Source organism: Pseudomonas sp. TE3895, assembly GCF_056278855.1.
The window spans coordinates 1,987,715-2,008,617 of sequence record NZ_JBWBQE010000001.1; the positions used below are offsets into that span (position 1 = coordinate 1,987,715).

The 20,903-nt window shown below is 61.2% G+C and carries 26 protein-coding genes; 15 read left to right on the forward strand and 11 right to left on the reverse strand.

Annotation, left to right across the window (positions count from 1 at the left end; translation table 11 throughout):
* Window positions 1-117: 117 nt before the first annotated feature.
* Genes ACZ889_RS08935 through ACZ889_RS08955 form a run of 5 tightly spaced genes read left to right on the forward strand, consistent with a single transcriptional unit; the run spans window position 118 to window position 3,895 of the window.
* Window positions 118-519: a hypothetical protein gene (locus ACZ889_RS08935; protein WP_012051310.1), complete on the forward strand. Its 402-nt coding sequence runs from the start codon at window positions 118-120 to the stop codon at window positions 517-519.
* Window positions 512-1,888, forward strand: a complete 1,377-nt coding sequence (locus tag ACZ889_RS08940; protein WP_047604996.1) for a class II fumarate hydratase — start codon at window positions 512-514, stop codon at window positions 1,886-1,888. The genes ACZ889_RS08935 and ACZ889_RS08940 overlap by 8 nt, the downstream gene beginning before the upstream one ends.
* A gap of 27 nt (window positions 1,889-1,915) precedes the next feature.
* Window positions 1,916-2,377 (forward strand): hypothetical protein, encoded by a 462-nt coding sequence (locus ACZ889_RS08945; protein WP_180688790.1) that lies wholly within the window; start codon window positions 1,916-1,918, stop codon window positions 2,375-2,377.
* Between the two features lies 1 nt (window position 2,378).
* Complete coding sequence (locus tag ACZ889_RS08950) at window positions 2,379-2,990, forward strand: superoxide dismutase (protein ID WP_003255144.1); 612 nt, start codon at window positions 2,379-2,381, stop codon at window positions 2,988-2,990.
* 11 nt (window positions 2,991-3,001) lie between these two features.
* Window positions 3,002-3,895: a ZIP family metal transporter gene (locus ACZ889_RS08955; protein ID WP_003255142.1), complete on the forward strand. Its 894-nt coding sequence runs from the start codon at window positions 3,002-3,004 to the stop codon at window positions 3,893-3,895.
* Between the two features lie 27 nt (window positions 3,896-3,922).
* Here the strand turns inward: ACZ889_RS08955 and ACZ889_RS08960 are convergent, their stop codons facing one another.
* From ACZ889_RS08960 to ACZ889_RS09005, 10 genes are all read right to left on the reverse strand, one after another.
* Window positions 3,923-4,195 carry an HPr family phosphocarrier protein gene (locus ACZ889_RS08960; protein ID WP_010952144.1) on the reverse strand — a complete coding sequence of 91 codons (273 nt, stop codon included), beginning with the start codon at window positions 4,193-4,195 and terminating at the stop codon, window positions 3,923-3,925.
* Window positions 4,196-4,213: 18 nt separating this feature from the next.
* Window positions 4,214-5,068, reverse strand: coding sequence for an RNase adapter RapZ (gene rapZ, locus ACZ889_RS08965; protein ID WP_180688789.1), 855 nt, complete (start codon window positions 5,066-5,068; stop codon window positions 4,214-4,216).
* A 2-nt stretch (window positions 5,069-5,070) separates the two neighbouring features.
* Window positions 5,071-5,535: a PTS IIA-like nitrogen regulatory protein PtsN gene (gene ptsN / locus ACZ889_RS08970; RefSeq protein WP_003255137.1), complete on the reverse strand. Its 465-nt coding sequence runs from the start codon at window positions 5,533-5,535 to the stop codon at window positions 5,071-5,073.
* 12 nt (window positions 5,536-5,547) lie between these two features.
* Window positions 5,548-5,856, reverse strand: coding sequence for a ribosome hibernation-promoting factor, HPF/YfiA family (gene hpf / locus ACZ889_RS08975; protein ID WP_003255135.1), 309 nt, complete (start codon window positions 5,854-5,856; stop codon window positions 5,548-5,550).
* Window positions 5,857-5,935: 79 nt separating this feature from the next.
* Window positions 5,936-7,429: an RNA polymerase factor sigma-54 gene (locus ACZ889_RS08980; RefSeq protein WP_003255133.1), complete on the reverse strand. Its 1,494-nt coding sequence runs from the start codon at window positions 7,427-7,429 to the stop codon at window positions 5,936-5,938.
* 175 nt (window positions 7,430-7,604) lie between these two features.
* Complete coding sequence (lptB, locus tag ACZ889_RS08985; protein WP_003255132.1) at window positions 7,605-8,330, reverse strand: LPS export ABC transporter ATP-binding protein; 726 nt, start codon at window positions 8,328-8,330, stop codon at window positions 7,605-7,607.
* Window positions 8,331-8,855, reverse strand: coding sequence for a lipopolysaccharide transport periplasmic protein LptA (lptA, locus tag ACZ889_RS08990; RefSeq protein ID WP_003255131.1), 525 nt, complete (start codon window positions 8,853-8,855; stop codon window positions 8,331-8,333).
* Entirely contained in the window at window positions 8,842-9,414 is a 573-nt protein-coding gene (gene lptC, locus ACZ889_RS08995) for an LPS export ABC transporter periplasmic protein LptC (protein ID WP_003255130.1), read from the reverse strand. The genes lptA and lptC overlap by 14 nt, the downstream gene beginning before the upstream one ends.
* An 8-nt stretch (window positions 9,415-9,422) precedes the next feature.
* Window positions 9,423-9,947: a KdsC family phosphatase gene (locus tag ACZ889_RS09000; RefSeq protein WP_020192841.1), complete on the reverse strand. Its 525-nt coding sequence runs from the start codon at window positions 9,945-9,947 to the stop codon at window positions 9,423-9,425.
* Window positions 9,948-9,959: 12 nt separating this feature from the next.
* Complete coding sequence (locus tag ACZ889_RS09005) at window positions 9,960-10,934, reverse strand: KpsF/GutQ family sugar-phosphate isomerase (RefSeq protein WP_180688788.1); 975 nt, start codon at window positions 10,932-10,934, stop codon at window positions 9,960-9,962.
* 248 nt (window positions 10,935-11,182) lie between these two features.
* Between ACZ889_RS09005 and ACZ889_RS09010 the strand changes: the two genes are divergently transcribed.
* From ACZ889_RS09010 to hisC, 10 genes are all read left to right on the forward strand, one after another.
* A complete protein-coding gene (locus ACZ889_RS09010) occupies window positions 11,183-11,992 on the forward strand; it encodes an ATP-binding cassette domain-containing protein (protein ID WP_003255127.1) in 810 nt (269 codons plus the stop codon).
* On the forward strand, window positions 11,992-12,789 hold the full coding sequence (mlaE, locus tag ACZ889_RS09015) for a lipid asymmetry maintenance ABC transporter permease subunit MlaE (RefSeq protein WP_003255125.1): 798 nt from the start codon (window positions 11,992-11,994) through the stop codon (window positions 12,787-12,789). Before ACZ889_RS09010 ends, mlaE begins: the two co-directional genes overlap by 1 nt.
* Window positions 12,789-13,274: an outer membrane lipid asymmetry maintenance protein MlaD gene (gene mlaD, locus ACZ889_RS09020; RefSeq protein WP_014755441.1), complete on the forward strand. Its 486-nt coding sequence runs from the start codon at window positions 12,789-12,791 to the stop codon at window positions 13,272-13,274. The genes mlaE and mlaD overlap by 1 nt, the downstream gene beginning before the upstream one ends.
* Before the next feature lie 9 nt (window positions 13,275-13,283).
* A complete protein-coding gene (locus tag ACZ889_RS09025; protein WP_003255123.1) occupies window positions 13,284-13,931 on the forward strand; it encodes an MlaC/ttg2D family ABC transporter substrate-binding protein in 648 nt (215 codons plus the stop codon).
* Complete coding sequence (locus tag ACZ889_RS09030) at window positions 13,928-14,230, forward strand: STAS domain-containing protein (protein WP_003255122.1); 303 nt, start codon at window positions 13,928-13,930, stop codon at window positions 14,228-14,230. Before ACZ889_RS09025 ends, ACZ889_RS09030 begins: the two co-directional genes overlap by 4 nt.
* A 117-nt stretch (window positions 14,231-14,347) precedes the next feature.
* A complete protein-coding gene (locus tag ACZ889_RS09035) occupies window positions 14,348-14,587 on the forward strand; it encodes a BolA family protein (protein ID WP_003255121.1) in 240 nt (79 codons plus the stop codon).
* Window positions 14,588-14,610: 23 nt separating this feature from the next.
* Window positions 14,611-15,876: a UDP-N-acetylglucosamine 1-carboxyvinyltransferase gene (murA, locus tag ACZ889_RS09040; protein ID WP_003255119.1), complete on the forward strand. Its 1,266-nt coding sequence runs from the start codon at window positions 14,611-14,613 to the stop codon at window positions 15,874-15,876.
* Window positions 15,877-15,967: 91 nt separating this feature from the next.
* The gene (hisG, locus tag ACZ889_RS09045; RefSeq protein WP_003255118.1) at window positions 15,968-16,603 is read left to right on the forward strand and encodes an ATP phosphoribosyltransferase; all 636 of its coding nucleotides are present in this window, start codon (window positions 15,968-15,970) and stop codon (window positions 16,601-16,603) included.
* A gap of 286 nt (window positions 16,604-16,889) precedes the next feature.
* Window positions 16,890-18,215 (forward strand): histidinol dehydrogenase, encoded by a 1,326-nt coding sequence (hisD, locus tag ACZ889_RS09050; RefSeq protein ID WP_003255117.1) that lies wholly within the window; start codon window positions 16,890-16,892, stop codon window positions 18,213-18,215.
* A 2-nt stretch (window positions 18,216-18,217) separates the two neighbouring features.
* Window positions 18,218-19,264, forward strand: a complete 1,047-nt coding sequence (hisC, locus tag ACZ889_RS09055) for a histidinol-phosphate transaminase (protein WP_004574500.1) — start codon at window positions 18,218-18,220, stop codon at window positions 19,262-19,264.
* A 407-nt stretch (window positions 19,265-19,671) separates the two neighbouring features.
* Here the strand turns inward: hisC and ACZ889_RS09060 are convergent, their stop codons facing one another.
* Complete coding sequence (locus tag ACZ889_RS09060) at window positions 19,672-20,856, reverse strand: alkaline phosphatase family protein (protein ID WP_180688786.1); 1,185 nt, start codon at window positions 20,854-20,856, stop codon at window positions 19,672-19,674.
* Between the last annotated feature and the right edge of the window lie 47 nt (window positions 20,857-20,903).

Sequence of the window (20,903 nt, forward strand, 5' to 3'; positions counted from 1 at the left end):
CTTTCTCTGCAAATCCGAAGACCCGGCCCCCGCGCCGGGTTTTTATTTCATCACCTTTTTCTTGAAGTGATTCTATTTATCACTTAATAATGAATATCATTATCCAGTAACCCGGCGATGATGTTCATGAAATCCGTCCTCCGCGAACTGCCCTACCTGGAAAACTGGCGCTGGCTCAGCCGGCGCATTCGCTGTGCGCTCGACCCCGACGAGCCGCGCCTGATCGAGCATTACCTGGCCGAAGGCCGCTATCTGGTGTGCTGCACCGAAACCTCGCCATGGACGGTGGCGCTGACAGCGTTTCGCCTGCTGCTGGATACCGCCTGCGATCGCATGCTCCCCTGGCATTGGCGTTGTCTGTGCCTGGACCAGGCCTGGCGTCCTCTGCTGGACCTGCGCAACCTCGACCGCCAGGAACAGAACCAACGCTGGCAACCCTACGCCCTGCAGCTGGCCAATTGCCGTCTGCTGCCTTCGATTTCTCCCGATGAACTGATGCAAGGATTTGATGATGAGTGATACCCGTATCGAGCGTGACAGCATGGGTGAGCTGCAGGTGCCGGCCCAGGCCCTCTATGGCGCCCAGACCCAGCGCGCGGTCGACAACTTCCCGATCAGCGGCCAGCGTATGCCGGCCCAGTTCATTCGTGCCTTGTTGCTGGCCAAGGCCGCTGCGGCCAAGGCCAACGTCGAACTGGAGCAACTGTCTGCCGGGCAGGGCCAGGCTATCGTCAAGGCTGTCGAGCAATTGCTGGCCGAGGACTTCATCCAGCACTTCCCGGTGGATGTGTTCCAGACAGGCTCTGGCACCAGTTCGAACATGAACGCCAATGAGGTGATCGCCACCTTGGCTACCCATGTACTGGGTGAGGCGGTCAACGCCAATGACCACGTCAACTGTGGCCAGAGCAGCAATGACATCATTCCGACCACCATCCATGTCAGCGCCGCGCTGGCCCTGCACGAGCAGTTGCTGCCAGCCCTGGCGCACCTGGTACAGGTGATCGAGGTCAAGTCGGCACAAGTACATCAATTCGTGAAGACCGGTCGTACTCACCTGATGGACGCGATGCCCGTGCGCATGAGCCAGGTGCTGGATGGCTGGGCAGCGCAGATCAATGCTGCCAAGGCGCACATCGAAGGGGTGCTGCCGCGCTTGCAGGCGCTGGCCCAGGGCGGAACCGCCGTGGGTACCGGCATCAACGCCCATCCGCAGTTCGCTGTCGGTTTCGCTCGCCAGCTCAGTGGCTTGACCAAGATCGAGTTCACGCCCGGCCAGAACCTGTTCGCACTGATCGGCTCGCAGGACACTGCCGTGGCTTTGTCTGGCCAGCTCAAGACCACTGCGGTGGCGTTGATGAAAATCGCCAACGATCTGCGCTGGATGAACTCCGGCCCGCTGGCCGGTCTGGGCGAAATCGAGCTGCAAGCTCTGCAGCCGGGCTCTTCGATCATGCCAGGCAAGGTCAACCCGGTGATCCCGGAGGCCACTGCCATGGTCGCCGCCCAAGTGATTGGCAACGACGCGACCATCGCCGTCGCAGGCCAAGCCGGTAACTTCGAGCTGAACGTGATGCTGCCGGTAATCGCCCGCAACCTGCTGGAAAGCATCGAGCTGATGGCCAATGTCAGCCGCTTGCTGGCCGACAAAGCCATCGCCAGCTTCAAGGTCAACGAAGACAAACTCAAGGAAGCGCTCGCGCGCAACCCGATTCTGGTCACGGCGTTGAATCCGATCATCGGCTACCTCAAGGCCGCCGAAATCGCCAAGACCGCCTACAAGCAGGGTCGTCCAATCATCGATGTGGCGCTGGAGCACACCGACCTGTCCCGCGACCAGCTTGAAGCGCTGCTGGACCCGGAAAAACTCACCGCCGGCGGTATCTGACACTGCGTCACCGCCCAGGAGACAACCATGCAGCACTGGAAACGCACCACGGAAACCGCCAACCGCCTATTCGAACAAGGCGAACTGGTGGACGCCCGGGAACACTACCTGCAGGCCTTGGCGTTGGCCCAGGTGCTGTTCGAGCGCTGGCATGACGTGGACGAAGCGGTGGCTGCATTCGTCATCGCCCACCACAACCTGGCTGACCTGCACCTGCGCCTTGATCAGCCGCATGAAAGCGCCGACTACCTGTGCGCTGCTCACCAGCGACTGCTGCAGGCCTGCCAGGAAGCGCGCCTGCCTCAGGCGCTGCGTGATGCAGCCTTGCGCCACAGTGCGCGCACTTACACCGAGCTGCTGAGTTTCATTGCCGAGTATGGCCAGTACCCGCGTACCGAGCGCTTGCTCAATCGCCACAGCGCCGGGGCCAGCGAGCTCGCTGCCCTGCCGGATGTGGCACCCAGAACCCATGCCTACGGAATTCACTGACATGCCCCATACCTTGCCTGCATTGCCATACGCCTACGATGCGCTGGAACCACACATTGATGCCCAGACAATGGAAATCCACCACACCAAGCATCACCAGACCTACGTGAACGGCCTCAATGCCGCCCTCGAAGGTACCGAGTGGGCCGAATGGCCGGTGGAAAAACTGGTCGCTGCCGTCAAGCAACTGCCGGAGAACCTGCGTGGCGCTGTGACCAACCACGGTGGCGGTCACGCCAACCACAGCCTGTTCTGGACTGTCATGTCACCTCAGGGCGGTGGCGAGCCTGTGGGCCAGCTGGCGCAAGCCGTCACAGCACAACTTGGCGGCTTCGAGGCTTTCAAGGAGGCTTTCACCAAAGCCGCGTTGACCCGCTTCGGCAGCGGTTGGGCCTGGCTCAGCGTCACGCCGCAAAAAACGTTGGTGGTGGAGAGTAGCGGCAACCAGGACAGCCCGCTGATGCACGGCAATGCGCCGATCCTGGGCCTGGACGTGTGGGAGCACGCTTACTACCTCAAGTACCAGAACCGTCGTCCGGAATACATCGGTGCCTTCTACAACGTCATTGACTGGGTGGAAGTTGAACGTCGTTACCTTGAAGCCCTGAAGTGAGTCGGACCGGTATGCGCTCTGAGGTGATGTCTGTCAGCAGTGTGCGCCTGTTCCGCCTGGCGCTTGGGACTTTGCTTTTGCTGGCTGGCGCCGCGTTACTGGTGGCACGGGGCCTCGCCTGGCTAGACCTCGATCCGCGCATGCTGCGCGCCCTGGAGGGCGGTGCTTTATGCGCGCTGGGTACGGCACTGGGCGCAGTACCGGTACTGGTCATTCGCAATATGCCCGTGGCGCTGGCGGATACGCTGTTGGGCTTCGGTGCTGGCGTGATGCTGGCGGCCACCGCGTTTTCCCTGATCATGCCGGGCCTGGCGGCGGCTCAGTCTATTGGCTTCAGCCCTTGGGGGGCAGGTGGCCTGGTCAGTTTTGGCCTGATGTTCGGGGCGTTGTGCCTGTTCCTGGTCGACCTCAAGGTATCCTGGGCTTCGCCGGAGGCGTTGGTGGGCACAGCAAACCAGCCGGTGATTGCAGCGCGCATCTGGCTGTTCGTGATTGCCATCATTGCCCACAACATCCCCGAAGGTATGGCCATTGGTGTGTCGGCCGGGGGAGGTATGGCCGACGCCGACAGCCTGGCCATGGGCATTGCCTTGCAGGATGTACCTGAGGGGCTGGTGATCGCGCTGGTGCTGGCAGGGGCGGGCATGCCGCGCTTCAAGGCCTTCCTGATCGGCGCAGCCTCAGGCTTGGTCGAGCCGGTGGCGGCGTTGATCTGTGCCTGGCTGGTGAATGTTGCCGAACTGCTGCTGCCGCTGGGGCTGGCCTGTGCAGCGGGGGCGATGTTGCTGGTGGTCACCCAGGAAATCATCCCCGAATCGCGCAGCAATGGCCATCATCGTCTGGCCAGCCTTGGGCTGTGTACAGGCTTCTGTCTGATGATGGTGATGGATACCGCGATGTCCTGATCTTGTGCAAGCGCAGGTTTGCGAGGCCTATTCGCCTTCGTCAAAGAAATTGTTGATCAGCTCGACCAGTGCGTCCATGGCGTCGCTGTCCTGCTCGCCCTCGGTATGCAGGTGCACCTGGGTGCCTTTGCCTGCGGCCAGCATCATCACCGCCATGATGCTCTTGCCATCCACCAGCTTGTCCGGGGCGCGACCTACCCGTACCTGGCAGGGGAAGCGGCCGGCCACACCGACGAACTTGGCTGCCGCCCGGGCATGCAGACCCAGCTTGTTGATGATGGTGATTTCGCGGGCGGGCATCTGGGGTGGATCCTTGGGCTAGAGGTCGCGATGACGGACCTGGACGTTTTTCAGGGTTTGCTGCAGCTGTTGACCAAGGCGCTCGGTGATGTACACCGAACGGTGATGGCCGCCAGTGCAGCCGATGGCAATGGTTACGTAGGCGCGGTTGCTGGCAGCGAAGCGGGGCAACCATTTGAGCAGGTAGCTGGAGATGTCGTTGTACATGTCTTCGACATCCGGTTGTGCGGCCAGGTAGTCGATCACGGGTTGATCGAGACCTGAGTGCTCACGCAGTTCTGGTTTCCAGTAGGGGTTGGGCAGGCAGCGCACGTCAAAAACCAGGTCGGCGTCGACCGGCATGCCCCGTTTGAACCCGAACGACTCGACCAGAAACGCTGTGCCAGGCTCGGGTTGGTTGAGCAGGCGCAGTTTGATCGAGTCACGCAACTGGTACAGGTTCAGGTTGGTGGTGTCGATCTTCAGGTCGGCCAGGTCGGCAATAGGGCCCAACAAATCGCTTTCCACGCGGATCGCTTCCGCGAGCGAGCGGTTGGCGTTGGTCAGGGGGTGCCGCCTGCGGGTTTCCGAGAAACGCTTGAGAAGGACCTCTTCATCGGCATCCAGGTACAACACGTCGCACTGGATGTGCCGTGCGCGGGCTTCTTCAAGCAGCTCGGGAAAACGCAGCAGGTGGCTGGGCAGGTTGCGTGCGTCGATCGAAACCGCCACCTTGGGCTGCAGCAATTCGGTGTTGATCAGTGCATTTTCCGCCAACTGCGGCAATAGCCCGGCTGGCAGATTGTCGATGCAATAGAAACCGCTGTCTTCCAGGACATCGAGGGCGGTGCTCTTGCCGGAGCCGGACCGGCCGCTGACGATGATCAGGCGCATGTTCAGTGCTCGTTCTGTACGTCCAGGACAACCTGGAACAGGGCCTCGTTGCTGGTGGCCGCACGCAGTCGATCACGGACCTCCTTGCGATCGAGCATGCTGGCGATCTGACGCAGAAGTTCAAGGTGGGCATCGGTGGCCGCTTCGGGCACCAGCAGCACAAACAACAGGTCCACCGGCGCGCCATCAATGGCGTCGTAATCGATAGGCGCTTCCAGGTGCAGCAGGGCGCTGACTGGCGCGGAGCATCCTTCAAGCCGGCAGTGCGGGATGGCGATGCCATTGCCAAAACCGGTAGAACCGAGCTTTTCCCGGGCTACCAGTTTTTCGAAGACGTCCTGCATCTCCAGTTCTGGCACTTGGTCGGCGATGACAGTGGCGACCTTTTCCAGGGCGCGCTTCTTGCTGCCGCCCGGCACGTTCACGAGGGAACGGCCGGGGGTCAGGATGGTTTCAAGTCGGATCATGGATGAGGGGGATCAGCGGGCAGCTGCACCTTGCAGCAGGCTTTGCTGTTTTTCCTTGTGTTTTTTCAGTTGGCGGTCGAGCTTGTCGGCCAAGGCGTCGATCGCTGCATACATGTCTTCGTGTTCGGCGTTGGCTACCACTTCGCCGCCGGGAATCTGCAGGGTCGCCTCGACCTTCTGCTGAAGCTTCTCGACTTTCATGATTACCTGCACGTTGGTGATCTTGTCGAAGTGACTCTCCACGCGGGCGAGCTTTTCAAGCACGTAATCGCGCAGTGGCTGGGTGACTTCTACATGCTGTCCACTGATATTGACTTGCATACAGCTTCTCCTTTGTTGCCCGTGCATAAAGAGGCAGGTCTTGCACCTGCCACGAAAACGCTGTGGCACATCTCAGGGGCTACATCAGTCGCTTGCGTTCGCTCGACGGTGCGATGCCGAGGGACTCGCGGTACTTGGCGACGGTGCGACGGGCTACCTGGATGCCTTGTGCCTCCAGTAAACCAGCGATCTTGCTGTCACTCAATGGCTTTTTCTGATTTTCCGCCGCAACCAGTTTCTTGATGATCGCGCGGATCGCCGTGGACGAGCATTCTCCGCCTTCGGAGGTGCTGACATGGCTGGAGAAAAAGTATTTCAGTTCGTAGATGCCACGCGGGGTGTGCATGTATTTCTGCGTGGTAACCCGCGAGATGGTCGATTCGTGCATGCCTACGGCTTCGGCAATGTCATGCAGTACCAACGGCTTCATCGCTTCGTCGCCGTGGTCGAGGAAGCCGCGCTGGTGCTCGACGATCTGCGTGGCAACTTTCATCAGGGTTTCGTTACGGCTTTGCAGGCTCTTGATGAACCAACGCGCTTCCTGCAGCTGGTTGCGCATGAAGGTGTTGTCGGCACTGGTGTCGGCACGGCGCACGAAGCCGGCGTATTGTGGGTTGACGCGCAGGCGTGGGATGGCTTCCTGGTTCAGTTCTACCAGCCAACGGTCGCTGTCCTTGCGCACGATGACGTCGGGCACCACGTACTCGGGCTCGCTGGACTCGATCTGCGAACCAGGGCGCGGGTTAAGGCTTTGCACCAGTTCGATGACCTGGCGCAGCTCGTCTTCCTTGATTTTCATCCGCCGCATCAGCTGGCTGTAGTCACGGCTGCCGAGCAGGTCGATGAAATCGGTGACCAGGCGCTTGGCTTCGGTCATCCACGGGGTTGTAGCGGGCAGTTGGCGCAGTTGCAGCAACAGGCATTCGCCCAGATTGCGGGCGCCGACGCCAGCCGGCTCGAACTGCTGGATGCGGTGCAGTACGGCTTCGACCTCGTCCAGCTCGATATCCAGCTCCGGGTCGAACCCTGCGCAGATTTCTTCGAGTGTGTCTTCCAGGTAGCCCTGGCCGTTGATGCTGTCGATCAGGGTCACGGCAATCAAGCGGTCGGTGTCGGACATCGGCGCCAGGTTCAACTGCCACAGCAGGTGGCTTTGCAGGCTTTCGCCGGCCGATGTGCGCGTGGTGAAGTCCCATTCGTCATCATCGTTGCTCGGCAGGCTGCTGGCGCTGGTCTGGTAGATGTCTTCCCAGGCCGTATCGACGGGGAGCTCGTTGGGGATGCGCTCGCTCCACTCACCGTCTTCCAGGTTGTCGGCGCTGACGGTGCTTTCCTGGAAACTGTTGTCCTGAACTTCGGCGGCCGGCTTGTTCTCGGCGTTGTCGGCCATCGGGTCGCTGTTGTCGAAGTCTTCGCCGTCTTCCTGACGTTCGAGCATCGGGTTCGACTCCAGCGCTTCCTGGATTTCCTGTTGGAGGTCCAGGGTAGAGAGCTGGAGCAGGCGGATGGCCTGTTGCAACTGAGGTGTCATCGTCAGTTGCTGGCCCATTTTTAGGACGAGCGATGGTTTCATGGCAGGGGCTTAATACCTTGTTCGCCGGCGCGCATGCGCCATCCACTACACGAGGGCGCCGAAGCGCCAGATCAAGCAAGTTTTATGCCTTAAATTGTAGCGTTTGCCTAGAGTACCGTAACAACTTTACCCGCAGTTTCAGGGCTGTTTGCCAGTACTTCAGGCGCGTGCCGGGTCAGAGGCGGAACTCGTGGCCCAGGTAAACTTCTTTGACCAAGTCGTTTGCCAGGATGGTTTCAGCGTCGCCTTCGGCGATCAATCGGCCATCGTTGACGATATAAGCGGTTTCGCAGATATCCAAGGTTTCACGCACGTTGTGGTCGGTAATCAGTACACCGATACCTTTGGCCTTGAGGTGGTGGATGATCTGCTTGATGTCGCCGACCGAAATCGGGTCGACACCGGCGAACGGTTCGTCCAGCAGGATGAACTTGGGTGCGGTCGCCAGGGCGCGCGCAATTTCGACGCGGCGGCGTTCACCACCGGACAGGCTCATGCCGAGATTGTCCCGGATGTGGCTGATGTGGAACTCCTGAAGCAGGCTTTCCAGCTCTTTGCGGCGGCCGTCCCGATCGAGGTCCTTGCGGGTCTCGAGGATGGCCATGATGTTGTCGGCGACCGACAGCTTGCGGAAGATCGAGGCTTCCTGCGGCAGGTAGCCGATACCGGCGCGGGCGCGGCCGTGCATGGGCTGGTGGCTGACATCGAGGTTGTCGATCAGTACGCGGCCCTGTTCGGCCTGGACCAGCCCGACAATCATGTAGAAGCAGGTGGTCTTGCCGGCGCCGTTGGGGCCGAGCAGGCCGACGATCTGGCCGCTGTCGATAGACAGGCTGACATCACGTACTACCTGCCGCCCCTTGTAGCTCTTTGCCAGGTGCTGGGCTTTGAGGGTTGCCATTTACTCGGCCTTCTTCTTGGGCTGGATCACCATGTCGATGCGCTGACGGGGTGTTGTCACATTGCCACCACGGCCGGCGGTCGCCACCTGGGTCTGAGTGTTGTAGACGATCTTTTCGCCTTCGGTGGTATTGCCTTCGCTCTCGACCTTGGCGCGGTCGGTGAGAATGACCAAGTCCTTCTGCGACTGGTACTGGATGGTTACGCCCCAGCCTTTCATCTTGTCCGGCTTGGCTGCGCTCTGCTGCTGCTCGAAGTAGGCCAGGTTGCCCACCGAGGTCACTACATCGATATCGCCAGAGGCGGAGCGGGTAATGGTCACGGTGTTGCCTTTGATCATCATCGAACCCTGAGTGATGATCACGTCGCCGGTGTAAGTGGCCACGCCTTGTTTGTCATCCAGGTGAGCGTTGTCGGCCTGGATGCGGATAGGCTGGTCACGGTCGTTCGGCAGGGCGAGGGCGCTCGCGCTTCCCAGTGCTGCGCTCAGGCTGAGCAAAAGGGGGAGGGTTTTAACGAGCCTCATACTGTCCTCTTACGTTAGAGAGCAAGTCCATCTTGCCTTCTTTCAAATACGCTTTCATGCCTTTGCCCGTAGTTGTGCCTCCGGCGCCGTCGATTCTAACGGCTTGCTCGGTCTGCGCATATTGCTTCTGCGGGAACACGGTCATGCGTGAGCTGGTAATGATGGTTTCACGCTGCCTTTCATCGGTGCGGGCAATCCGTACCTTGTCGATCAGTTCGACCTCGGTACCGTCAGGATTGACCTCGGCGCGCGTGCTCTGCACATGCCACGGGTACTCGGTGCCGCGGTACAGGTGCAGGTCCGGTGTGGTCACCTGGGTGACTTCGCTGGTCTTGAGGTGTTCGATTCTGTCGGCGGTCATTTCGTATTGCAGCTTGCCGTCGGGCAGGAACTGCACGCTGTGGGCGTTGATCGCGTAGTAATCGATGGCGCTTTCGTCGACCTGGGCCACGGGCTTGTCGAGGAAGCTTTCCGGGCTGACATTCCAGTAGCCAATGGCTACCAACAGGGCGGCTATCGCCCCCAGCAGCACAATGTTTCGGGCTTTCTTGCTGAGCATGGGCAGCCTTACAGGTAGTTGGCGTTGGCAGCGTCCAGGGTGCCCTGGGCCTGCATGATCAATTCGCAGAATTCACGGGCCGCGCCTTCGCCGCCACGTGCCTGGGTCACGCCGTGGGCGTGCTGGCGTACGAACGGTGCGGCGTTGGCTACGGCCATGCCCAGAGCCACCCGGCGAATCACCGGCAGGTCGGGCAGGTCGTCGCCCAGGTAAGCCACTTGATCATAGCTTAGGCCCAGTTCGGCGAGCAGGCCGTCAAGCACCACCAATTTGTCCTCCCGACCTTGGTAGAGGTGCGGGATACCGAGGTTCCTGGCCCGGCGTTCGACCACTGGGGTCTTGCGCCCGCTGATGATCGCGGTGGTCACGCCCGAGGCCATGAGCATCTTGATGCCCTGGCCGTCGAGGGTATTGAACGTCTTGAATTCGCTGCCATCCTCGAGGAAGTACAGGCGCCCGTCGGTGAGCACGCCGTCTACGTCGAACACTGCCAGCTTGATGCCTTTGCCGCGTTGCATGAGGTCCTGGTTCATTCCATCGCTCCTTTACATTACGCCGGCGCGCAGCAGGTCATGCATGTTCAGGGCGCCGGTCGGGCGGTCTTCACGGTCCACCACCACCAGGGCGTTGATCTTGTGGTCTTCCATTATCTTCAGGGCTTCGGCGGCGAGCATGTCGGCACGCGCAGTCTTGCCATGAACGGTCATGACCTGGTCGATCAGGGTGGTATGCACATCGATATTGCGGTCCAGGCTGCGGCGCAGGTCACCGTCGGTGAAGATCCCGGCCAGTTTGCCATCGGCTTCGACGATCACGGTCATGCCCAAACCTTTGTGGGACATTTCCAGCAGCGCGTCCTTGAGCAGGGTGCCGCGTGGTACTTGAGGCAGGTCGTCGCCGGCGTGCATCACGTTCTCGACCTTCAGCAGCAGGCGGCGGCCCAGCGCGCCTCCCGGGTGCGAGAAGGCGAAGTCCTCGGCGGTGAAGCCGCGGGCTTCGAGCAAGGCGATGGCCAAGGCGTCGCCCAGTACCAGCGCTGCCGTGGTGGAGGAGGTGGGGGCCAGGTTCAGCGGGCAGGCCTCTTGTTCGACGCGTGCGTCAAGGTTGACCTCGGCGGCCTGGGCCAGCGGCGAGTCCGGGTTGCCGGTCAGGCTGATCAGCTTGATGCCAAGGCGTTTGATGAACGGCAGCAGGGTGACGATTTCGGCGGTGCTGCCGGAGTTCGACAGCGCAAGGATGACATCATCACGGGTGATCATGCCCATGTCGCCATGGCTGGCTTCGGCCGGATGCACGAAAAACGCCGGTGTGCCGGTGCTGGCCAGGGTCGCGGCGATCTTGTTGCCGATGTGCCCGGACTTGCCCATGCCGACCACGACGACCCGGCCCTTGCTGGTCAGAATCAGTTCGCAGGCTTTGACGAAATTGTCGTCGATGCGCGCCAAAAGGGCCTCTACGGCCTCGAGTTCCAGGCGCAGAGTGCGTTGGGCGGATTGGATCAGCTCGCTGGATTGGCTCATGTCGAAAAAGCAATGCCTGATGAAAGGGCGACGATTATACGCGCAATGATGAAAACCCTCACCTCCTCGATTGCTGTAGTGAATACCACCAAAGCCTGTCCCGGGGCTGAACGACTGCTTGTCCGGCCTTGGGGCGGGGCTGTCAGCGGTGCTATAGTTCGCCGCTATTCGGCCTGTCAGGGGTGCGTGTGCCTTCCAGATGGAGGCCGGCGTCCATTAGGACGAGGCTGCATTAGCAAGGAGTCTAGATGAGTGTGGATAGCGCCTACGCGGTCGAGTTGAAGGGTGTAACCTTCAAACGTGGTTCGCGCAGCATTTTCAGCAACGTGGACATCAGCATCCCGCGCGGCAAGGTCACCGGCATCATGGGGCCATCGGGGTGCGGCAAGACCACGTTGCTCCGCCTGATGGGCGCACAGTTGCGCCCCGCGAGCGGTGAGGTATGGGTTGCCGGGCAGAACCTGCCGACGCTGTCGCGCAGCGACCTGTTCGACGCCCGCAAGCAGATGGGCGTGCTGTTCCAGAGCGGCGCGTTGTTCACCGACCTCGATGTGTTCGAGAACGTCGCGTTCCCGCTGCGCGTGCATACTCAGCTGTCGGACGAAATGATCCGTGACATCGTGTTGATGAAGCTGCAGGCCGTGGGCCTGCGCGGTGCCATCGACCTGATGCCCGACGAGCTGTCCGGTGGCATGAAGCGCCGTGTGGCACTGGCCCGGGCGATTGCCCTGGACCCGCAGATCCTCATGTACGACGAACCGTTCGTCGGCCAGGACCCGATCGCCATGGGGGTACTGGTGCGCCTGATTCGCCTGCTCAACGATGCCCTGGGCATCACCAGCATCGTGGTTTCCCATGACCTGGCAGAAACCGCCAGCATCGCCGACTACATTTACGTGGTAGGTGACGGCCAAGTGCTGGGCCAGGGGACGCCTGATGAGCTGATGGGTTCGGACAATCCACGGATCCGCCAATTCATGAAAGGCGACCCGGATGGCCCGGTTCCCTTCCACTTTCCCGCGCCTGACTACCGCGCCGACCTGCTGGGGGCGCGTTGATGCGCAGAAAATCCTTACTCGAACGTGTCCGCCTGCTGGGCCGCTCGGCAATCGACGTGCTGGCCGTGCTCGGGCGTTCGTGCCTGTTCCTGTTCCATGCGCTGGTCGGTCGCGGTGGTATTGGCGGCGGCTTCCAGCTGCTGACCAAGCAGTTGTACTCGGTGGGTGTGCTGTCGCTGGCGATCGTCGTCGTGTCCGGTGTGTTCATCGGCATGGTGCTGGCGCTGCAGGGCTACAGCATCCTGACCAAGTACGGCTCGGAGCAGGCGGTAGGGCAGATGGTCGCCCTGACCCTGCTGCGTGAACTTGGCCCGGTGGTAACGGCGTTGCTGTTTGCCGGGCGTGCCGGTTCCGCGTTGACCGCCGAAATCGGCAACATGAAGTCCACCGAGCAGTTGTCGAGCCTGGAAATGATCGGTGTCGACCCGCTCAAGTACATCGTTGCGCCACGCCTGTGGGCCGGTTTCATCTCGCTGCCGCTGTTGGCGCTGATCTTCAGCGTGGTCGGTATCTGGGGTGGCTCGTGGGTGGCGGTGGACTGGCTGGGTGTCTACGAGGGCTCGTTCTGGGCCAACATGCAGAACAGTGTTTCTTTCACTGACGACGTGCTCAACGGGCTGGTCAAGAGCCTGGTGTTTGCTTTCGTCTCGACCTGGATCGCCGTATTCCAGGGGTACGACTGTGAGCCCACCTCAGAAGGGATCAGTCGTGCAACCACCAAGACCGTGGTCTATGCCTCGTTGGCAGTGCTGGGTCTGGACTTTATTCTGACCGCCTTGATGTTTGGAGATTTCTGATGCAAAACCGCACCCTGGAAATCGGTGTCGGCCTGTTCCTCCTGGCCGGGATCCTGGCGCTGCTGCTGCTGGCCCTGCGTGTCAGCGGGCTGTCGGCCAGCCCGAGCAGCGATACCTATAAAGTTTATGCTTACTTCGACAATATCGCCGGTTTGACGGTCAGAGCTAAAGTGACCATGGCCGGTGTGACCATCGGCAAGGTTACCGCCATCGATCTGGACCGTGATTCCTACACCGGTCGGGTGACGTTGCAGCTGGACAAGTCGGTCGATAACCTGCCGACCGACTCCACTGCCTCGATCCTGACCGCCGGTTTGCTTGGTGAGAAGTACATCGGCATCAGCGTTGGCGGTGAAGACGACGTTCTCAAGGATGGTGCAACCATCCATGACACTCAGTCGGCACTGGTGCTGGAGGATCTGATTGGCAAGTTCCTGCTCAACTCTGTTGGCAAGGAACCGAAAGAAGCGCAACCGGCTAATTAAGGAGTACCCATGATTTCGATCTTGCGACGTGGCTTGCTGGTGCTGCTGGCGGCCTTCCCCCTGCTGGCCCTGGCTGTGCAGACACCGCACGAAGTGGTTCAAAGCACCACCAATGAACTGCTCGGCGACCTCAAGGCCAACAAGGAGCAGTACAAGTCCAACCCCAACGCCTTCTATGACTCGCTCAACCGCATTCTCGGCCCGGTGGTGGATGCTGACGGTATCTCGCGCAGCATCATGACCGTGAAATACTCGCGCAAGGCGACCCCGGAGCAGATGCAGCGCTTCCAGGAAAACTTCAAGCGCAGCCTGATGCAGTTCTATGGCAATGCCTTGCTCGAGTACAACAACCAGGGCATCACTGTCGACCCGGCTAAAGCCGATGACGGCAAGCGCGCCAGTGTCGGCATGAAGGTTACCGGCAACAACGGTGCCGTGTACCCCGTGCAGTACACCCTGGAGAACATTGGCGGCGAGTGGAAGGTGCGTAACGTGATCGTCAACGGCATCAACATCGGCAAGCTGTTCCGTGACCAGTTCGCCGATGCCATGCAGCGCAACGGCAATGACCTGGACAAGACCATCGACGGCTGGGCTGGCGAAGTGGCCAAGGCCAAGCAGGCTGCCGACAACTCGCCAGAGAAGACCGTCAAATGAGCGAGGCCGCTGTAAGCATGGCAGAGCCGGGCGTGCTGCGTCTGGCTGGCGTGCTGGATTACCGCAGCGGCCCGGCCTTGCGCAAGCAAGGCAAGGTGCTGATCGATGGCTCGCGCGAGCCGCGACTGGTGCTTGATTGCTCGGCTGTCGAGAAGTCGTCGAGTGTCGGCTTGTCGTTATTGCTTGCGTACATGCGTGATGCTCAGGCCACTGGCAAGGCGTGCGAAGTGCGTGGCATGCCTGACGACATGCGGGAAATTGCCGAGGTCTATGATCTCGATGAAGTGCTGGCAAGCTAGTGGCCCGGCACGGATGATGGCCCCTCGGTCAGCGAAGCCTTCGTTGGGCTTCGCAGGCGAGGGGCTTTTTTGTATGATGGCCGACCCGTGCGCATCGGGCGCCGATTGAGGTTGAGCATGCAGGCCGTAGAAGTTAAAAGCTTCCTTGAAGAGAAATTGCCGGGTTCCCGGGTCGAAGTTGAAGGCGAAGGCTGCAACTTCCAGTTGAACGTGATCAGCGACGAGTTGGCTGGCCTGAGTCCGGTCAAACGCCAGCAGGCGATCTATGCTCACCTGAATCCGTGGATCGCCAATGGCAGCATCCATGCGGTAACCATGAAATTTTTCAGCAGCGCAGCCTGGGCTGAGCGCACCTGAGCCAACTTGGCGGCGAGACTCCAATGGACAAACTGATTATTACTGGCGGCGCTCGCCTTGACGGCGAGATCCGCATTTCGGGCGCGAAAAACGCAGCCCTGCCGATTCTGGCAGCGACCCTGCTGGCCGATGGCCCGGTCACCGTGGGCAACCTGCCGCACCTGCACGACATCACCACCATGATCGAGCTGTTCGGGCGCATGGGCATCGAGCCTGTGATCGACGAAAAGCTGTCGGTGGAGATCGATCCACGCACCATCAAGACCCTGGTCGCGCCGTACGAGCTGGTCAAGACCATGCGCGCCTCGATCCTGGTGCTGGGCCCGATGGTTGCCCGTTTCGGCGAAGCCGAAGTGGCCCTGCCTGGCGGTTGCGCCATTGGCTCGCGCCCGGTCGATCTGCACATCCGTGGCCTTGAGGCCATGGGGGCGAAGATCGAAGTGGAGGGCGGCTACATCAAGGCCAAGGCGCCTGAAGGTGGCCTGCGTGGCGCGCACTTCTTCTTCGACACCGTCAGCGTGACCGGTACCGAGAACATCATGATGGCCGCTGCCTTGGCCAAGGGCCGCAGCGTGTTGCAGAACGCCGCGCGTGAGCCTGAAGTGGTCGATCTGGCCAACTTCATCAACGCGATGGGCGGGAACATTCAGGGCGCAGGTACCGACACCATCACCATCGATGGTGTCGAACGACTGGATTCGGCCAACTACCGCGTCATGCCGGACCGCATCGAGACCGGTACCTACCTGGTTGCCGCTGCCGTGACCGGTGGCCGCGTCAAGGTCAAGGACACCGACCCTACCATCCTTGAAGCCGTGCTTGAAAAACTCAAGGAAGCGGGTGCCGACATCAACACCGGCGAGGACTGGATCGAGCTGGACATGCATGGCAAGCGGCCGAAAGCCGTGAACCTGCGTACTGCCCCGTATCCGGCGTTCCCGACCGACATGCAGGCGCAGTTCATCTCGCTGAACGCCATTGCCGAAGGCACTGGCGCGGTAATCGAGACCATCTTCGAAAACCGCTTCATGCATGTTTACGAAATGCACCGCATGGGCGCGCAGATCCAGGTCGAAGGCAACACCGCCATCGTTACTGGCGTCAAGGCGCTGAAGGGTGCCCCGGTCATGGCCACCGACCTGCGTGCTTCCGCCAGCCTGGTGCTGTCGGCGCTGGTTGCCGAAGGCGATACCCTGATCGATCGCATCTACCACATCGACCGTGGTTACGAGTGCATCGAGGAAAAACTGCAGATGCTCGGCGCGAAAATCCGCCGCGTACCGGGCTAGTACCCCGCGGGTGCAAGGACGCACCTTTTGAATTGAATGCGGCCAGGTCGATGACCTGGCCGGCAGCAGCCGCTTAAGGACCGACGTTCCAATGTTGACCATCGCGCTTTCCAAAGGCCGTATTCTCGACGATACCTTGCCGTTGCTCGCCGAGGCCGGCATCGTGCCGACCGAAAACCCGGACAAGAGCCGCAAACTGATCATTCCTACCACGCAGGACGATGTGCGCCTGCTGATCGTGCGTGCCACCGACGTGCCGACCTATGTCGAGCATGGTGCTGCCGACCTGGGTGTGGCCGGCAAGGACGTGCTGATGGAGTACGGCGGCCAGGGCCTGTATGAGCCCCTGGACCTGCAGATTGCTCAATGCAAGCTGATGACCGCGGGCGTAGTCGGCGCAGCCGAGCCCAAGGGCCGCCTGCGTGTGGCCACCAAGTTCGTCAACGTAGCCAAGCGTTACTATGCCGAACAAGGTCGCCAGGTCGACATCATCAAGCTGTATGGCTCGATGGAGCTGGCGCCGCTGATCAACCTTGCCGACAAGATCATCGACGTGGTCGACACCGGCAACACCCTGCGTGCCAACGGCCTGGAACCCCAGGAACTGATCGCCACGATCAGCTCGCGCCTGGTGGTCAACAAAGCCTCCATGAAAATGCAGCACGCCCGTATCCAGAGCCTGATCGACACGCTGCGTCAAGCGGTCGAATCGCGACACCGCGGTTGACTCCTGCGCGCGACCTTCGCTGTCGCGCCCGTCTATCCGCGTCATAGCCATTTTTCTCGGGTGCCCGCGCGGATGGACTGGTAGCTTGGGATTGTGCGAAAAGTCGCCGAGCGGCGATCATGCAAGAACGAAAACAGGCGAGGAACGGCCGGGGTCGCGCCCGACTTTGCTGGTTGCAAATGAGCATTCCAAGCCTGTTTTTAACGTAGCATGATCGTCGCGCAGGCACTTTTCGCACAATCCCCTAGGGCGCCTGAGCATTCGCTAATATTACGAGGCCCTCGCCATGACCGTGTCCACTGCAATTGCCCGTCTCAACGCCGCTGATCCGGATTTCGCCCGACATCTGGATCATCTGCTGAGCTGGGAAAGTGTGTCCGATGACGCGGTCAATCAGCGCGTGCTCGACATCATCAAGGCCGTGCGTGAACGCGGTGATGCGGCGCTGGTGGAATTCACCCAGCGCTTCGATGGTGTTGACGCCAAGTCGATTGACGACCTGATCCTCAATCGCGCGCGCCTGGAACTGGCGCTGACCCGTATTACACCGGTCCAGCGCGAGGCCCTGGAAAAGGCCGCCAACCGTGTGCGCATTTATCACGAGCGGCAGAAGCAGGATTCCTGGCAGTACACCGAGGCCGACGGCACCGTGCTCGGCCAGAAGGTCACCCCGCTGGACCGTGCTGGCCTGTATGTGCCGGGCGGCAAGGCGTCGTACCCGTCGTCGGTGCTGATGAACGCCATCCCGGCCAAGGTCGCGGGCGTGGCTGAGGTGGTGATGGTGGTACCGACCCCGCGTGGTGAGGTCAACGAGCTGGTGCTGGCGGCTGCCTGCATCGCCGGTGTCGACCGGGTGTTCACCGTCGGTGGTGCCCAGGCCGTGGCTGCGCTGGCCTACGGCACTGAAAGCGTGCCGCAGGTGGACAAGATCGTCGGCCCGGGCAACATCTACGTTGCCACCGCCAAACGCCACGTGTTCGGCCAGGTAGGCATTGACATGATCGCCGGCCCCTCGGAAATTCTCGTGGTGTGCGACGGTCAGACCGACCCGGACTGGATTGCCATGGACCTGTTCTCCCAGGCCGAGCACGACGAAGACGCCCAGGCCATCCTGGTCAGCCCGGATGCCGCCTTCCTCGATCGTGTGGCTGCCAGCATCGACAAGCTGATGCCGACCATGGAACGTGCCGATATCATCGAGAAGTCGATCAATGGCCGTGGTGCGCTGATCCAGGTGCGTGACATGCAGCAGGCCATGGACGTGGCCAACCGCATTGCACCGGAGCACCTGGAGCTGTCCGTGGCCGACCCGCAAGCCTGGCTGCCACACATTCGCCACGCTGGCGCGATCTTCATGGGCCGCCACACCAGCGAAGCGCTGGGCGATTACTGCGCTGGCCCTAACCACGTGCTGCCCACTTCAGGTACCGCGCGTTTTTCGTCGCCGCTGGGGGTGTATGACTTCCAGAAGCGTTCGTCGATCATCTTCTGCTCCGAACAGGGCGCGTCCGAACTGGGCCACACTGCCTCGGTCCTGGCCCGTGGCGAGTCGCTGACCGCCCACGCCCGCAGCGCTGAATACCGTATCCTGACCCAAGAGAAGGGGAACTGAGCATGAGTCGATTCTGGAGCCCCTTCGTCAAGGACCTGGTGCCTTACGTGCCGGGCGAGCAACCCAAGCTGGCCCGCCTGGTCAAGCTGAACACCAACGAAAACCCCTATGGCCCGTCGCCCAAGGCGCTGGAGGCCATGCGCGGCGAGCTGAACGATAACCTGCGCCTGTACCCGGACCCGAACGGTGACCGTCTCAAGCAAGCGGTGGCCGAGTACTACGGCGTGACCCCGGCGCAAGTGTTTGTCGGCAACGGCTCGGACGAGGTGCTGGCGCACATCTTCCACGGCCTGTTCCAGCACGATGCGCCCCTGCTGTTCCCGGACATCAGCTACAGCTTCTACCCGGTGTACTGCGGCCTGTACGGCATTGCCTTCGAACAGGTGGCGCTGGATGAGCAGTTCCAGATCCGTATTGAGGACTACAAAAAGCCCAACGCTGGCATCATCTTCCCCAACCCCAACGCGCCGACCGGTTGCCTGATGCCGTTGCAGGTGGTGGAGCAGCTGCTGCAGGCTAACCGTGATTCGGTGGTGGTAGTGGATGAGGCCTACATCGATTTCGGTGGTGAAACGGCGATCAGCCTGGTGGACCGCTACGATAACCTGCTGGTTACCCAGACGCTGTCGAAGTCGCGCTCGCTGGCGGGGCTGCGAGTGGGCCTGGCGGTGGGGCACCCGGACCTGATCGAGGCCTTGGAGCGGATCAAGAACAGCTTCAACTCCTATCCGCTTGACCGTGCAGCTATCGTCGGTGCGGCGGTGGCGTTCGAAGACCGTGAGTACTTCGAGGACACCTGCCGCAAGGTGATAGACAGCCGGGAGGTGTTGGTCGGTCAGCTGCAGGCCAAGGGCTTTGAGGTGCTGCCGTCGGCTGCCAACTTCATCTTCGCCCGCCACCCGCAGCAGGATGCGGGCGAGCTGGCGGCACGCTTGCGCGAGCAGGGCGTGATCGTGCGTCACTTCAAGCAGCCGCGTATTGCCCAGTTCCTGCGGATTACCATCGGTACGCCGGAAATGAACCAGGCACTGCTGGATGCGTTGAGCTGACGTGTAGGAGCGGGTTTACCCGCGAATACGGTAGCGGCGGCAGCGGCGAACGGCGGGTGGAAACTGGCCAGCAGGGCCGGCCCTTTCGCGGGTGAACCCGCTCCTACAACAGCCTGTGCGCGTCCATCGTAGGAGCGGGTTTACCCGCGAATACGGTAGCGGCGGCAACGGTGAACGGCTGGTGAAATTGGCCAGCAGGGCCGGCCCTTTCGTGGGTGAACCCGCTCCTACAACAGCCTGTGCGCGTCCAATGTAGGAGCGGGTTTACCCGCGAATACGGTAGCGGCGGCAACGGTGAACGGCGGGTGGAAACTGGCCAGCAGGGCCGGCCCTTTCGCGGGTGAACCCGCTCCTACGGGGATCGCGCCAGCCCTTGAGGAACGACAGAACTGTTGCTTCTCAAGGGCTTAATAGCGGCGGTCTTCGATCACAAATGGCTTGGCTGCCGGCCTGTTGCGCACCGCCGCCGGTGTACCATCCAGCACCAGTACATAATCGTTCTGCTTGTCCATCCCCTCCGGATCGATCCATTGGTCGTCTCTGGCCGCAACCTGGGCAACCACATGGCCGTTCTTGATAATGGTCAGATAACCCTTGGCGTTACTGTTCCAGCGTAGCCGTCCTTTGTTTTCATCGGCCCGCGCCTTGCGCACGCCGGTATCACCCAGTAAAGGCGTGCCGTCCAATAGCCATTCCGGCTGCAGCTTGAGGCCCATGTGGCGCAGCACCGTGGGCGCTACCGAGGTCTGCGCGGGAAGCCCGTACAGACCGCCGGGCCCAGGCATTTCCACAGGAATGCTGAGCTCGGTCAGTTCCTGATTCAACGGTTTGTTGCTGGCGATGAAGATGCTCTTTTCCTGCTCCGAAACGCCGCCATGGCCTTTCCCCCAATAGTCCCGGCCATGGTTGGTACTGACGAGTACCAGCCAGTCTTCCTGTGGGAACATGCGACGCCGCTGGTCTACCTTGTCCAATAGCCGCCCGATCTCGCTGTCGGCCTTGCGCAACGCCTGTGCATAGCGCTCACCATAACCCCTTTGATGGCCGATCTGGTCAGGTTCGTCCAGTTGAATGAACGTGAAGTCAGCGGGTGTGTCACCGAGGATCTGCAACGTTCGTTCAATCACCTGTCCATCTGGCAAGCCACTTTCGCGTACATCGGCGTCATGGGCGTCCTCCAGCAGAAATGCCGTGTTGATGGGCGACCAGTTGACGATGCTGGAAAGGTAGGCATTGGGGTAGGCCAGGCGTAGCCGCTTGAACAGACTAGGAAACGCCGGGTTTACCCGTTGCGAGTCGTCGTCCGATTCAACGCCATGCTTGTCGCTCCACACGCCGGTCAGCAAAGTGATCCAGCCAGGGCCGCTCAAAGTGAGCTGCTCGCTGGCTTTACCATTGATCCCCCCGGCGTAAGCCTTGCCGTAGTAAAGCCGCTGCTTCAGGTTGGTCGCATCGCCCAGTTGCAGGTACTGCTGCAATTGCACGCCGTCAAGGCCGATGAGCAAGGTTTTAGGGCGGCTCGGGTGCCGGGCCGGGTCACAGCCCGGCTGCAGGGCCAGGAACAGCAATAACAGCAAACTTGCCAGTCGCATGGGGGCGCATCCTTGAAAGCACGCAATGAGCGTTGCAACAAAGTGGC